This is a genomic window from Mesorhizobium sp. M7A.F.Ca.CA.001.08.2.1, from assembly GCF_003998455.1.
In the GTDB taxonomy this organism is placed as follows: Bacteria; Pseudomonadota; Alphaproteobacteria; order Rhizobiales; family Rhizobiaceae; genus Mesorhizobium; species Mesorhizobium ciceri.
In genome coordinates this window covers 1-13,513 of the sequence record NZ_RZPW01000073.1, presented here as the reverse complement: position 1 = coordinate 13,513, position 13,513 = coordinate 1, and the positions used below count along the sequence as shown (strand labels likewise).

Annotated in this window: 12 protein-coding genes; 9 read left to right on the top strand and 3 right to left on the bottom strand. The window is 63.3% G+C overall.

All coding sequences use genetic code 11. The features are described 5' to 3' along the window. Position 1: 1 nt before the first annotated feature. The 4 genes from EN914_RS07060 to EN914_RS07045 all read left to right on the top strand — a co-directional run bounded on the left by EN914_RS07060 (position 2) and on the right by EN914_RS07045 (position 4,631). Positions 2-727, top strand: a complete 726-nt coding sequence (locus tag EN914_RS07060; RefSeq protein ID WP_245497805.1) for an IclR family transcriptional regulator — start codon at positions 2-4, stop codon at positions 725-727. A 136-nt stretch (positions 728-863) separates the two neighbouring features. After that, positions 864-1,616 carry an SDR family NAD(P)-dependent oxidoreductase gene (locus EN914_RS07055; RefSeq protein WP_024501862.1) on the top strand — a complete coding sequence of 251 codons (753 nt, stop codon included), beginning with the start codon at positions 864-866 and terminating at the stop codon, positions 1,614-1,616. A 143-nt stretch (positions 1,617-1,759) separates the two neighbouring features. Continuing rightward, positions 1,760-3,109 carry a glucoamylase family protein gene (locus tag EN914_RS07050; RefSeq protein WP_024501863.1) on the top strand — a complete coding sequence of 450 codons (1,350 nt, stop codon included), beginning with the start codon at positions 1,760-1,762 and terminating at the stop codon, positions 3,107-3,109. Then, a complete protein-coding gene (locus EN914_RS07045) occupies positions 3,099-4,631 on the top strand; it encodes a mercuric reductase (RefSeq protein WP_024501864.1) in 1,533 nt (510 codons plus the stop codon). The genes EN914_RS07050 and EN914_RS07045 overlap by 11 nt, the downstream gene beginning before the upstream one ends. Positions 4,632-4,816: 185 nt before the next feature. On the opposite strand, the gene EN914_RS07035 is transcribed toward EN914_RS07045, so the two are convergent. The 3 genes from EN914_RS07035 to EN914_RS07025 form a co-directional block, all read right to left on the bottom strand. Beyond that, positions 4,817-5,791, bottom strand: coding sequence for a hypothetical protein (locus EN914_RS07035; RefSeq protein WP_024501865.1), 975 nt, complete (start codon positions 5,789-5,791; stop codon positions 4,817-4,819). A 211-nt stretch (positions 5,792-6,002) separates the two neighbouring features. Beyond that, entirely contained in the window at positions 6,003-6,578 is a 576-nt protein-coding gene (locus EN914_RS07030; RefSeq protein ID WP_013528144.1) for a DUF1349 domain-containing protein, read from the bottom strand. A gap of 91 nt (positions 6,579-6,669) precedes the next feature. Then, a complete protein-coding gene (locus EN914_RS07025; protein ID WP_024501866.1) occupies positions 6,670-8,109 on the bottom strand; it encodes an aldehyde dehydrogenase family protein in 1,440 nt (479 codons plus the stop codon). Positions 8,110-8,378: 269 nt separating this feature from the next. Here EN914_RS07025 and EN914_RS07020 point away from each other — a divergent pair, with 269 nt between their 5' ends. The 5 genes from EN914_RS07020 to EN914_RS07000 form a co-directional block, all read left to right on the top strand. Beyond that, on the top strand, positions 8,379-9,038 hold the full coding sequence (locus tag EN914_RS07020) for a TetR/AcrR family transcriptional regulator (RefSeq protein WP_024501867.1): 660 nt from the start codon (positions 8,379-8,381) through the stop codon (positions 9,036-9,038). 210 nt (positions 9,039-9,248) lie between these two features. Next, positions 9,249-11,702, top strand: coding sequence for an FAD-dependent oxidoreductase (locus EN914_RS07015; protein WP_024501868.1), 2,454 nt, complete (start codon positions 9,249-9,251; stop codon positions 11,700-11,702). 40 nt (positions 11,703-11,742) lie between these two features. Next, the gene (locus EN914_RS07010; RefSeq protein ID WP_024501869.1) at positions 11,743-12,996 is read left to right on the top strand and encodes a sarcosine oxidase subunit beta family protein; all 1,254 of its coding nucleotides are present in this window, start codon (positions 11,743-11,745) and stop codon (positions 12,994-12,996) included. A gap of 70 nt (positions 12,997-13,066) precedes the next feature. After that, the gene (locus EN914_RS07005; RefSeq protein WP_024501870.1) at positions 13,067-13,333 is read left to right on the top strand and encodes a sarcosine oxidase subunit delta; all 267 of its coding nucleotides are present in this window, start codon (positions 13,067-13,069) and stop codon (positions 13,331-13,333) included. Continuing rightward, positions 13,330-13,513: 2Fe-2S iron-sulfur cluster-binding protein (locus EN914_RS07000; RefSeq protein ID WP_164778673.1), on the top strand; the 184-nt coding region annotated here is incomplete at its 3' end. The genes EN914_RS07005 and EN914_RS07000, both read left to right, overlap by 4 nt.

Below are 13,513 nucleotides of genomic sequence, written 5' to 3'. Positions count from 1 at the left end.
CATCCTGCGCGCCTTCCGGCCGGGCGACGCCTCGCTCGGCAACCAGGACATCATTGCCCGCACCGGCCTGCCCAAAGCCACGGTGTCGCGCATCACCTATACGCTGAGCGCGCTCGGCTACCTCCTGTACGACAAGGATCTCGGCCGCTACAGCTTGGGGTCGGCTACCGTGGCGCTCGGCTATTCGGCGCTCAGTTCAAGCGCCGTCGTGCACGTCGCCCGGCCGCTGATGCAGCCGCTGGCCGATTTGACGGGGGCGGCGGTGGCGCTCGGCACGCGCGACAGCCTCAACATGGTGTATCTCGCCAATTGCCGGTCGGAGAGCCTTGTCACGCTGCGGCTCAACCCGGGCTCCTATCTGCCGATCTGGAAGACATCGATGGGGCTGGCCTATGCGGCGGCCCTTTCACCCGAGGAGCGCGTCAGCCTTGTACGGGCTTTGCAGGAGGCGGAGCCGGACAAGGCAGCGATGATCGCGGCGGCGATCGACGATGCGATCGCCCAATATGCACGCCAGGGCTATGTGACGTCGTTCGGCGCCTGGCACAGCTACATCCATGCAGTCGGCGTGCCGTTCCGCCCGCGTGACGGCTCGCCGCTGGTTGCCATCACCTGCGGCGGCATCGGCGAGATCATTACCGAGGACCGCGCGCATGCCGAGATCGGACCAGCGCTGGTGGAGATGGTGAAAGCACTGGGCGACCAGCTCGAGGGAATTCCCGTGTAATCCGCGGCACGGGATTGGCCCAGACGATCGGGCTGCATGCCGGCTTGAACTTGCCTGGTGAGGGCAGCACAGTCGCCGCCGATGGCATGGCGCTCGCGTGTCAGTCCATCGGGTTCAGGTGACGGGGGGAGATCGGATGCCGATGAATTTTGCAGGACGGTTCAGCGATCGGGTGGCGGTCATCACCGGTGGCGCATCGGGCATTGGTCTGGCGGTGGCGCAGAGGATTGTCGAAGAAGGCGGACGGGTTTCGGTCTGGGATCGCGATCCCGCCCAGATCGAACAGGCCAAGGCCGTCATCCCCAGTCTTCACGGCATCGCTATCGACGTTGCCGATGCCGCAGGCGTGGAGCGCGCTGCCCGGTCAACGCTCGAAGCGCTTGGCGGTGTCGATATCCTGGTCACCAGCGCGGCGATCACCGGGCCGAACATGACGACCTGGAACTATTCGGCGGAAGATTGGCAGAAGGTCATCGACATCAACATCAACGGCGTCTTCTACTGCAACAAGGCGCTCGTGCCGCACATGCTCGGGCGCAACTATGGCCGCATCGTCAACATCGCCTCGATCGCCGGCAAGGAAGGCAATCCCAACGCCTCCGCCTACAGCACGTCCAAGGCCGCGGTGATCGGCCTGACCAAGTCGCTCGGCAAGGAACTGGCCAAGACCGGGGTGACGGTCAATTGCGTCACGCCGGCGGCCGTGCGCACCGCGATCTTCAAGCAGATGAGCCAGGAGCACATCGACTTCATGCTGTCCAAGATACCGATGGCGCGCTTTGGCGAGGTCGACGAGGTGGCGGCGCTGATCTGCTGGATCGCCTCGGAAGAGTGTTCGTTCACGACGGCCGCCGTGTTCGACGTTTCCGGCGGCCGCGCCACCTACTGAGGCAGAACGAATCTCAATTCCACGTGACGGTGCAACGGACGGAGCATGCGGGCGTATAGTTGGACGCCTCGAATCGACAAGTCGCGACAAGGTAGCGGGAACCATGACACGGAATGCAGCCGTCAGGCGGGAGTTTGCTACTTTTGCTTAGAGCCGAATCTGCCGCACTGTCCGACGATGAGCTTCTGGACCGCTATCAGCGCGCCGCCTTCGATTATTTCCTCGATAACGTGAACCCCGAAAACGGACTGGTCGCGGACACATCGCGGCCGAATTCGCCGGCCAGCATCGCTGTCGTCGGCTTCGCGCTGTCCAGCTATCCGATCGGCGTCGAGCGCGGCTGGATGACGCGCGATGCCGCCGCGAAGCTGACGCTGGCCGCGCTGCGTTTCTTCTCGACCAGCCGGCAAGGCAATAGCGACAACGTCACCGGCCATAAGGGTTTCTACTACCATTTCCTCGATATGCGGACCGGCCTGCGCGTCTGGCGCTGCGAACTGTCGATGGTGGATACGGCGTTGCTGATATCAGGCATGCTGGTGGCGAGCGCTTATTTCTCCGGTGACGATGACGAGGAAGCCGAAATCCGCCAACTGGCCGAGGCGCTCTACCGGCGCGTCGACTGGCGGTGGGCACAAGGTTCAAGCCCGACCCTGCGGCAAGGCTGGAAGCCAAAGAGCGGCTTTCTGCACTATGGCTGGGAGGGCTACAACGAAGCGACGATCCTCTACGTGCTGTCGATGGCCTCGCCTGACAGTCCAACCTCGGATAACAGCTACGAGGGCTGGACGGCGACCTATCAGTGGGAAAACATCTACGGCTACGACGTGCTGTATGGCGGCCCATTGTTCATGCACCAGTTCTCGCATGCCTGGATCGATTTCGCCGGCATCCGCGACGCCTTCATGCGCGAGAAGAACTCGGACTATTTCGAAAACAGCCGCCGCTCGACCTATCTGCATCGCGACTATGCGCGCCACAACCCTTACGGCTATGACGGCTATGAAGAGAACCTTTGGGGACTTTCGGCGGGCGACGGGCCGGGCGGCTTCCGCACCAGCGTGGAGCGACAGCGCCGGCGGTTTTCCGGCTATGCCGCGCGCGGCGCTCCGTTCGGGCCCGATGACGGGACGATCGCCCCTTGGTCCTATCCGGCATCACTGCCTTTCGCGCCGGAGATCTGCCTGGCGGCGCTGCGCCATCTCGGCGATCGCTACCCCGAGGTGATCGACAATTTCCGGCTGCCGAGCGGCTTCAATCCGACATTGGCGAACCGGCGTAAATTCGGGAGGCACGGCTGGGTGTCGGAAGGCCACTATGGGCTGGATCAGGGTATCGTGGTGATGATGATCGAGAACCATCGGTCAGGGCTGATCTGGAAGCTGATGCGGTCCAATCAGCATATCCGTCGCGGCCTGCACAAGGCCGGATTCAATGGCGGCTGGCTGTCTCAGCCGGCAAGCCCGGCGTCAGGTGGCGGCAATGTCGCGTGACCGGACCAGGACCACCGCCTTCCCCGTCGACAGCAACGACATCAGTCTGATCGCGAGCGCCCATCCGCCGCACTGGAAGAACCCGCAGCCGGACGGTCCCTACAACCTCGTCGTCATCGGTGCCGGGCCGGCTGGGCTGACTGCCGCCTACGAAGCGGCCGGCCTCGGCGCAAAGGTCGCGCTCATCGAGCGCAATCTGATCGGCGGAACTTGCGTCAATGTCGGTTGCATCCCGTCCAAGTCGATCATCCGCACCGCAAGGCTTTATGCCGACATGCGCGATGCCGAGAATTTCGGCGGCGACATGCCGGACCGTCTTCACGTCGACTTTCCGCGCGCCATGACGCGGATGCGGCAGATCCGGCAGCGGATCAGCCGCGCGGATGCCGCCGATAGGCTGGTTTCCGAAGGCATCGACCTTTATTTCGGCGAAGCGCTGTTTTCCGGACCGGACGCTGTCACGGTCGCCGGACAAACCTTGCGTTTCAGGAAGGCGCTGATCGCGACAGGCGCGCGCCCGAGGCTGCCGACGATTCCAGGCCTTGCCGAGGCCGGCTATCTCAGCAACGAGACCATGTTCGAGCTCACGGAGTGCCCGAAGCGGCTTCTGGTCATTGGCGGCGGACCGCTCGGCTGCGAGGCGGCGCAGGCCTTCTGCCTGCTCGGTGCCAAGGTCATCCTGGCGCAACGGGAACCGATGTTCCTGCCCGGCGAGGAACGCGACGCCGCCCAGATCCTTTCGGACGCGCTGGCGCGCGAAGGTGTCGAGGTTCGCCTCAACACCGAGGTGGTAGCGGTGCGAACGGAAGGCGGCAAGAAGCTCGCCGATCTGGTGTGCGACGACATCACGACAACGATTTCCGTCGACGAGATCATCACCGGCATCGGCCGATCGCCCAACGTCGACGGCCTCGACCTGGAAAACGCCGGGGTGGCATACGATGCCGACGGTATCAAGGTGGACGATTATCTCCGCACCACAAATCCGCACATCTATGCGGCGGGCGATGTCTGCCTCGCCTACAAATTCACCCACACCGCCGAGGCCACAGCTCGCATGGTCGTGCGCAATGCCCTGTTTCTCGGACGCAGGAAACTGAGCGAGCTGGTCATTCCGTGGTGCACCTACACCGATCCGGAGATCGCCCATGTCGGCCTCTATCCGGCGGAGGCGCGCCAGAACGGCATCCCGGTCAAGACTTATACGGTGCTGATGCACGATGTCGCCCGGGCGGTCATGGACGGCGAGGAGGAGGGTTTCGTCAAAATCCACGTCAGGGAAGGGTCCGACCGCATCCTGGGCGCCACGGTCGTCGCCAGCCATGCCGGTGAGATGATCAATGCGGTGTCGCTGGCCATCAAATCGGGCATGGGATTGCGTGCGCTGGCCGACGTCATCCATCCCTTCCCGACGCAGGCGCTAGGCATAAAGATGGCCGGCGACGCCTATCGGCGGACAAGGCTCACCTCATCATGGAAGCATCTGGCGGGCCGCTGGTTGGCGTGGTCCAGGCGATGGTGACATTCCGGCAGCCTGCCGCAGCTGGTGCGTCGGACATTCGGCGACGATGCGGCGCTTGACGAAAGCCTCGTCGACCATCTCGGATATCCGCCAAACGTCGGTGCCATCCAGAGGTTAGCCGGCTCTATATTTCCGCGGATCCTGCGGGCCCTGCCGACCGCGACTCCAATTTCGTGGCTGCCCTGTCAGGGTGCGTGCAGAAGTTCTTGCCGAATGGGCTCGAGATAGGTTTGCGGATGCAAGCGTCCCCAAACATGGTCGCGCTCGGTCAGGTGCTTAACCTGCTCTATCCAGCGCCTCGGCGCATCAGGGTCCCTGACCTCATGCCAGTCGTCGACGATAATGACCGGCAGACCCTGATAGAGCGGGTCGAGCGGCGAGGTCTTGGTGACGACGATGCAGCCGAGATAAAACAGCTCCCATGTCCTATGGCAGTCCAGGCCGTTGCCTTCGGTGGACAGCACAAGCGGGTATTGCGAGTACAGTTGCCAGATCGAGCGCTGCGAGACGCGTTTCGCCAGGAAATCGACATGCGGACATCCGCGCAGGGCATCAAGCAGTTCCCGGCGCTGTCTCGAGCCATTGCTGATGCTGAAATCAGAGAACAGTCTGGGCGGGCGGCGGTCCACGTGATCCTGCCGGGCGCGTATGATTTCCAGTTGCTTCACAAGCCCTTCCGGCGTGGCGAAGGACCGAGGCGTGTGAAGATCGAGCCCGATCGGGAAAGGCTTGACCCTGGGGTGACTGCCGTCACAATTCTGGCTGTACCAGGAGACCAGGAAGGGGTTGGCGAGAAGCTGGTCGACGGTGTCCTTCGCCAGATCAGACGGCACCGAAGCATCGCCATCGGTCGTCAGCAGCGTGAACGGTGCCGTGATCGTCGGCAACACGATCCTGACGAACGTGTCGAGATCACAGGTTTGCGCATCCCTGGACAAGGTGCTCAGACGCAGCCAGACGATGCCATGTGCGCCGCTGTAATGCTGGCGGAAAAATGCCTCGCTCTGTGTCGATGCGGTTGACGCGTTGCGATACCAGCGCGGCCCGGCGAAATCGCAGAAATGTCCGATCCCTTGCGACCAAAGCACGGGCGGAACGCCAAGAAATCTCAGCGCCCTGGAATAGACGGCTCTTTTGACTGCCCTTCGCAACCTGCCCATGGGCAACTCCTAGCGCGGATGCCAATACCGTTGCAACGTGCTGCCCGACATATTCGCCTTGAGCGGAACAAAGGCCAAAAGTTTCCCCGCAATACCCCTTCCGGCTCCGGAGAACCCAACTTACGACAGGCGCAGCCGCCGGCGAGGCTCGATCTACAGACTTGATTATGACAAAGTCGAAGGGCTTGCGGTCGGCGCAAGGCCGCACGTCTCAATCGTGCAATTCCCGCGATATCGGCGGCCCCACCGAAAAGCCGGAGAATGTGACCTCGAAGCCCTCGCGTTGCGGCGAACAGCACATCATGCCGACATCCACCGTCCTGGAGATCGGAAAGTAGGCAAGCCGCACAGGCTTCCAGTGGCCGTCGGAAGCATCGAGATACTGGACACGGATCGTTTCGGCGTAACGGGTCAACCGGATCCTGACGCCGCCCGGACCGGCATGAATTGCGACCAGCGACCAGTCTGACGTGTCGTTGGTGACCACGACGGAGAAATAGGCAAGGCCGTCGGTGTACTCGATGCCGGCCTTGATCCAATGGGTTTCGCTGAGCCGGACCATCAGCCCCGCCTGATCATAAAGCACCTCGTAGTCGCCTTTGACGGTGACCTCGGCGGTGAAATCGCCTTCGACGGGCCGGTGCAGGAAGTGGCCATTGTCGCGCCAGAAACCGTAGAAGGTCTCGCGCCAGAAATCGGTCTCCTTGCCGGTGCGCACACGAACGCTGTCGCCGTCGATAGAATGGTGCGGCGGCGGGTTAAGCCAGGTCAGGTCCTGCACTGTCATCCTTCGCGCCGCTCCAATCCAGATGTTCATGGCGGGGTTGCCGGCGTGGTCGGCAGTGACCGATCAGCCCGGCTGATCGGTCGACGGCCGATCAGCCTGCGAATGTATAGGCCGTCTTCACCGTGGTGTAGAACTCCGCCGCATAGCGGCCCTGCTCGCGCGGCCCATAGCTCGAACCCTTGCGGCCGCCGAAGGGAACATGGAAATCGACACCCGCCGTCGGCAGGTTGACCATCACCATGCCGGCCTCCGAATTGCGCTTGAAGTGCGTGGCATGCTTGAGGCTCGAGGTGCAGATGCCGGAGGTCAAGCCGAACGGCGTGTCGTTGGCAACGGAAAGCGCCTCGTCATAGTCCTTGACGCGAATGACGCTGGCGACAGGCCCGAAAATCTCCTCGCGCGAACTGCGCATGGCGTTGGTCGCCTCGGTCAGCAACGCCGGCTGCAGGTAGAAGCCCGGCGTCTTGCGGTCGAGCCGCTCGCCACCGAAGGCGAGCGTGGCACCTTCCCTGACGCCGATGGCGATATAGTCCTCGTCCTGCTTCAGCTGCGTCGCGTCGACGACAGGACCGATCTGGGTCTGCGCGTCGAGCGCATCGCCGATGACCAGTTTGCTCATGCGATCCTTGAGGGCGTCGACGAAGCGGTCGTGAATGCCGTCAGCCACAATCAGCCTGGACGAGGCGGTGCAGCGCTGGCCGGTCGAGAAGAAGGCACCATTGAGCGCGCAATCGACGGCGATCGCGAGGTCGGCATCGTCGAGCACGACCAGCGGGTTCTTGCCGCCCATTTCAAGCTGGAACTTGCGCATGTGTTCGATGCTTGCCGCAGCGACGCGCTTGCCGGTGAAGACCGAGCCGGTGAAGCTGATGGCGTTGACATCGGGACTGTCGAGCATCGCCTGACCGACGACCGAGCCCTTGCCCATGACGAGATTGAGCACGCCCTTCGGCAGGCCGGCGCGATGCAGGATGTCGACGATGGTCCAGGCGCTCTCGGGAACCAGTTCCGCCGGCTTGAAGACGACGGTGTTGCCGTGTGTCAGCGCCGGGGCGATCTTCCAGGCCGGAATAGCGATCGGAAAATTCCACGGCGTGATGATGCCGACCACGCCGACCGCCTCGCGCGTCATCTCGACGCCGACGCCCGGCCGCACGCTCGGCACGACCTCTCCGGTCAAACGCAACGTTTCGCCGGCAAAGAAGTCGAATATCTGGGCGGCGCGAATTGTCTCGCCGATGCCTTCGGCCAGCGTCTTGCCTTCCTCTCGCGCCAGATTGCGGCCGATCTCGTCCTTGCGCGCCAGAATCTCGTCGGAGGCCTTTTTCAACACCGCGTGACGCGCCAGCGGACCGGAGCGGGACCAAGCCGGGAACGCTGCCTTGGCCGCAGCGATCGCCTGCTGGGCCTGTTCGACACCCGCCGAGGCATAGTCGCCGACGACGTCGCCGGTATCCGAGGGGTTGATGTTGCGCGAACCGGGATCGCCGACCCACTCGCCATCGATGAGGTTCTTGCGAAACAGCGTCATATCGTGTGTTCCTGCTTGTTGGCCGCGCGGGCATCTGTCTGAACTGGTATTTGCCAGACAATTGCCTCGCGGGAAAGCAAACAGTGAACCGCCAGCCGCGACAAAAATCCCCGTGCCTGCGCCGCGCCGATGGCGGGCGACGACGATTCCCCATCGAGCCTCGATGCAGCCAACCTCCATCATGCATCAATCGGCTTGGGCCGATTCATCCTGTACACTTATGTCCATAGCCTTGATTTGCCTGAAGCAGCATGTCATGCGTCGTGTCGATGGCAGCTCTCGAAACGACGATTCAGCGCGCCGGCGCCACCGGCAACATCAAGGCCACTCGCGAAGACTGGCTGAAGCTTGCGCTTGAAACGTTGATCTCTGACGGAGTCGAACGCGTCCGCGTGCTGACGCTTGGCCAGAAGCTCGATGTGTCGCGCTCCAGCTTCTACTGGTATTTCAAGAGCCGGCAGGATCTGCTCGACCAGTTGCTGGATTACTGGCGGCAGACGAATACCAAATTCATCGTGGAACGCGCCAGGCGGCCTTCCGCCACCGTCATACGCGGGGTGATGAGCATTTTCGAATGCTGGGTGGACGAAAGGCTGTTCGACCCCCAGCTGGATTTCGCGATCAGGGCCTGGGCCCGTCGCTCGCCCGCCATCAGGCGCGCGTTAGACGAGGCCGACGAGGAGCGTGTCAACGCCATACGCGACATGTTCATGCGTCACGGCTACGACGAGGAGGATGCCTTCGTGCGGGCCCGCGTGCTGTATTTCATGCAGATCGGCTATTACTCGCTTGAGCTCAACGAGCCGATGAGCAGCCGCCTGCCTCACGTCGCCGGTTATCTGCGCAGCTTCACGGGCCAGGAGCCTCCGGCGGAGGATGTCGAGGACTTCTCGCGCTATGTCGAGAAGACGCTTTCGCGCAACCGATAGTACGGCCCGCCCGGTCGCCGCGGCCTGACGATTTCGCTTCGTGCATCGGCCCAATGGCAAGCACGGTTGCTGCCGACAGCAGCAGAGGAGCCCTCTGCCGTATCGGCGCAGAGCGGCGCACGGGCGCTCATTCCGCTGTCCGCCAACCTCTAGACACATATGTACAATACCGATAGGGTACGCCACACTGGCTGGGTGGAGTGCGACAGGATGAAATCCCAATATCGGGCGATCGTCATTGGCGGCGGCGTGGTTGGAGCCTCGGTGCTCTATCACCTGGCGAAGTTCGGCTGGAGCGACGTCGCGCTGATCGAACGCGAGGTGCTGACCGCAGGGTCGAGTTGGCATGCGGCCGGCGGGTTCCATGCGCTGAACGCCGATCCCAATATCGCCGCCCTGCAGGCCTACACGATCGACCTGCTCTCCGAGGTCGAGAAGGAATCGGGCCAGAGCATCGGCATGCACATGACCGGCGGTATTTCGGTCGCCTCCGCGCCGGAGCGCTGGGAATGGCTCAAGGCTTCCTACCGCATCTTCCAGACCATGGGCATCGACGATGTCCACCTGGTCGGAGTCGATGAGATCAAGCAGCGCTGCCCGATCCTCAACACCGACGGCATGCTGGGTGGACTCTATGCTGCGCGCGAAGGCCATATCGATCCCTCGGGCGTCGTGCACGCCTATGCCAAGGCAGCCAGGCTGCGCGGCGCCGATATCATCGAGCACAACCGCGTGCTGGCACTCAACCGCCGCGCGGACGGCGGCTGGGACGTAGTCACCGAGAAGGGCACGGTCATTGCCGAACACGTCGTCAATGCCGGCGGGCTGTGGGCCAAGCAGGTCGGCCGGATGGCCGGCATCGACCTGCCGGTGTCGCCGATGGAGCACCATTATCTCGTCACCGAGGCGCTGCCCGAAATCCAGGCGCTGGACAAGGAATTGCCGCTGATCGTCGATCTCGAAGGCTTCACCTACATGCGCCAGGAACAGAAGGGCCTGCTGCTCGGCATCTACGAGATCAACCACAAGCACTGGAACATGGATGGGGCGCCGTGGGATTACGGCATTGAACTGATCCAGGAAGACACCGACCGCATCGCCGACGAGTTGGCCCTCGGCTTCAGCCGATACCCCTGCCTGGAGAATGCCGGCATCAAGCGCTGGGTGAACGGCGCCTTCACCTTCTCGCCGGACGGCAATCCGCTGGTCGGCCCGGTGCGCGGGGTTCCCAACTACTGGGTGGCGTGCGGCGTCATGGCCGGTTTCCTGCAAGGCGGCGGGGTCGGCAAGTCGCTTGCCGAATGGATGATCCATGGCGAGCCGGAAGCCGATGTCTACGGCATGGACATCGCCCGCTATGGCGATTTCGCCTCCAACCGCGAATACATCAGGCAGACCACCGGGCAGTTCTATTCGCGCCGCTTTGTCATGAGCTATCCCAACGAGCAGTTGCCGGCGGGGCGGGCCTTGAAGACAGCCGGCGCGCATGACGCGATGGATGCCGCCGGCGCGCGCTGGGGCAATTCATGGGGCATGGAAGTGCCGCTCTATTTCGCGCCGCATGGCTTCGTCGAGACACCGACGCTGAAGCGCTCCAACGCCTTCGACATCGTCGCACAGGAGTGCCGCAAGGTGCGCGAGGGCGTCGGTCTGCTCGATATCACTGCCTTCTCGCGCTACGAAATCGCCGGGCCGCAGGCGGAAGCTTGGCTCGACCGGTTGCTTGCCTGTGCGCTGCCCAAGCCGGGTCGCGCCAAGCTCGCGCCTATGCTCGGCGAAAACGGCAAGCTCAAGGGCGACCTCACCGTCTTCAACTGGGGCGATGGCTCCTGGTGGATCATGGGATCCTACTATCTGCGGCAGTGGCATATGCGCTGGTTCGAGCAGCATATGAGCGACGGCGTCACCGTCCGCGACATTTCAGACGCGGTCGTCGGTTTCTCGCTGGCTGGTCCCAATGCGCGAATGCTGCTTGAGCGCCTCACACATCAGGACGTTTCGCACGAGGCCTTTGGCTTTCTAGCCTGCAAGACATTGGATGTCGGGCTGGTGCGGGCCAAGGTCGGGCGGCTCTCGGTCATCGGCGAACTCGGCTACGAGATCCATTGCCAGGCCAATGAGCACGCGGGCCTGCGCCGCGCGCTGCTTGCCGCAGGCAGCGATCTGAGCGTCACCGAATACGGCTTCGGCGCGGTCAATTCGCTGCGGCTCGAAAAGAGCTTTGGTATCTGGTCGCGCGAGTTCACGCAGGACTATACGCCCGATGAGACCGGGATGGACCGCTGGATCGCTTTCGACAAGGGCGATTTCATCGGCCGCGAGGCGGCCCGGAAGGAGCTGAAGGCTTCATCGAGGCGCACGCTGGTGACGCTCGAAATCGACGCGGTGGACGCCGATGCCAGCGGTTACGAGCCGGTCTGGTATAGAGGCAAGCTTGCTGGCTTCGTCACCTCGGGCGGCTACGGCCATACGGTCGGCAAGAGCCTCGCCATGGCGCTGGTCGAGCGCGAGGTGGCTGATATCGATACGCAGTTGACAACCCACATCGTCGGCGTCGAAAGAGGTGCGCGCGTCATCGCCTCGTCGCCATACGATCCGCTGGGCAAGGCGATGCGGGCACGACCGATCGAACCGGTGACGGCGGTGCGGAAGACCATGCGATGATCCACGTTTCTTTCCGAAAATCAGGCCTGTCCGGCACGTCATGACCACACGCTATTCCGCCTTTTCGCTGTTCAAGGAGGGCCTGGCCGGCCAAACCGGCTGGCAACCGGCGTGGCGCTCGCCCGAGCCGAAACTGTCCTATGATGCGATCGTCATCGGTGGCGGCGGCCATGGGCTGGCAACGGCCTATTACCTGGCCAAGAACCACAACATCACCAGCGTAGCGGTGCTGGAAAAAGGCTGGATCGGCGGCGGCAACACCGGCCGCAACACCACCGTGGTGCGCTCCAACTACTATTATCCGGAGAGCGTCGAGCTCTACGGGCTGGCGCACCGGCTCTATGAGGAATTGTCGAAAGAGCTCAACTACAACGTCATGCTGTCGCAACGCGGCATGGTCAATCTCTGCCACTCGACCGGCGAGATGGAGATCGGCGCCCGCACCGTCAACGCCATGCAGATCAACGGCATCGATGCGGAGCTGTTTTCGCCTGACGATGTGCGCCGGGTGGCGCCGATCTACAATTTTTCACCGGACGCACGCTTCCCGGTGTTCGGCGGTATCTGGCAAGGCAGGGCCGGAACGGCACGCCATGACGCGGTCGCCTGGGGCTATGCGCGGGCCGCAAGCCGACTCGGCGTCGACATCATCCAGAACTGCGAGATCACCGATTTCATCATCGAGGGCGGCCGCTGCCGTGGCGTCCAGACCTCGCGTGGCGCGATCCGTGCCGAGCGTATCGGCATGGCGGTGGCCGGGCATTCTTCGGTGCTGGCGGCCAAGGCCGGCTTCCGCCTGCCGATCAATTCCTATGCGCTGCAGGCCTGCGTTTCCGAGCCGGTCAAGCCGATCCTCGACACGGTGGTGCTGTCGCCCGGCTGCGGCGTCTATGTCAGCCAGTCGGACAAGGGCGAGATCGTCATCGGCGGCGGGCTCGACCGCATCCCCTCCTACGCGCAGCGCGGCAATCTGCCGACGCTGGAGGGGGTGATCGCCGGCCTTTTGGAGATGTTCCCGATCTTCGGCCAGCTCAAGCTGATGCGGCAATGGGCTGGGATCGTCGATGTCGTGCCGGACTCCTCGCCGATCATCGGCCCCTCGTCGCTGCCCGGCCTGTTCCTCAATTGCGGCTGGGGCACGGGCGGCTTCAAGGCCATTCCCGCAGGCGGCACGCTGCTGGCGAACCTGCTGGCGACTGGCGAACACAACCACATCAGCCGTCCATTCGACCTTGATCGCTTCGCCAGCGGGCGGCTGATCGACGAAGCGGCCGGCTCCGGCATCGCGCACTGATGCATGTCGCCCAAAAGTACGCAGCGGTTTTGGGAGAACGACATGCATAAAGACGAAGATTGAGGATCCTATGCAGCTCTTTCCTTGCCCATTCTGTGGTCCGCGCGACGAAACCGAATTCCACTATGGCGGCGATGCCGGCAACATCAGGCCGGATGGCGCCGACGTGCAGATCGATCGCTGGGCAAACTATCTCTATCTGCGCACCAATCCGAAAGGCGCGGCGCGCGAGATCTGGGTCCACATGATTTGCGGCGAGTTCTTCGTCATGGAGCGGGACACCATCACCCACAAGGTGCTGTCTTCGGCCGCTCTCGATGGGGAGCATGCCGCGTGACCGCCTCACGTCTTGCCACCGGCGGCAGCGCCATCGACCGCTCGCGCCCGATCCGCTTCAGCTTCGACGGCACCATCGTGCAAGGCTTTGCCGGCGACACCATCGCCTCGGCGCTGCTGGCGGGTGACGTCGCGGTCGTCGGCCGCAGCTTCAAATATCACCGGCCGCGCTGCATATGGG

Bases quoted from the DNA above. Each gene is read 5' to 3' on its own strand.
- EN914_RS07055 (WP_024501862.1), top strand. From the start codon at position 864: ATGCCGATGAATTTTGCAGGACGGTTCAGCGATCGGGTGGCGGTCATC.
- EN914_RS07045 (WP_024501864.1), top strand. From the start codon at position 3,099: ATGTCGCGTGACCGGACCAGGACCACCGCCTTCCCCGTCGACAGCAAC.
- EN914_RS07035 (WP_024501865.1), bottom strand. From the start codon at position 5,791: ATGGGCAGGTTGCGAAGGGCAGTCAAAAGAGCCGTCTATTCCAGGGCG.
- EN914_RS07030 (WP_013528144.1), bottom strand. From the start codon at position 6,578: ATGACAGTGCAGGACCTGACCTGGCTTAACCCGCCGCCGCACCATTCT.
- EN914_RS07025 (WP_024501866.1), bottom strand. From the start codon at position 8,109: ATGACGCTGTTTCGCAAGAACCTCATCGATGGCGAGTGGGTCGGCGAT.
- EN914_RS07020 (WP_024501867.1), top strand. From the start codon at position 8,379: ATGGCAGCTCTCGAAACGACGATTCAGCGCGCCGGCGCCACCGGCAAC.
- EN914_RS07015 (WP_024501868.1), top strand. From the start codon at position 9,249: ATGAAATCCCAATATCGGGCGATCGTCATTGGCGGCGGCGTGGTTGGA.
- EN914_RS07010 (WP_024501869.1), top strand. From the start codon at position 11,743: ATGACCACACGCTATTCCGCCTTTTCGCTGTTCAAGGAGGGCCTGGCC.
- EN914_RS07005 (WP_024501870.1), top strand. From the start codon at position 13,067: ATGCAGCTCTTTCCTTGCCCATTCTGTGGTCCGCGCGACGAAACCGAA.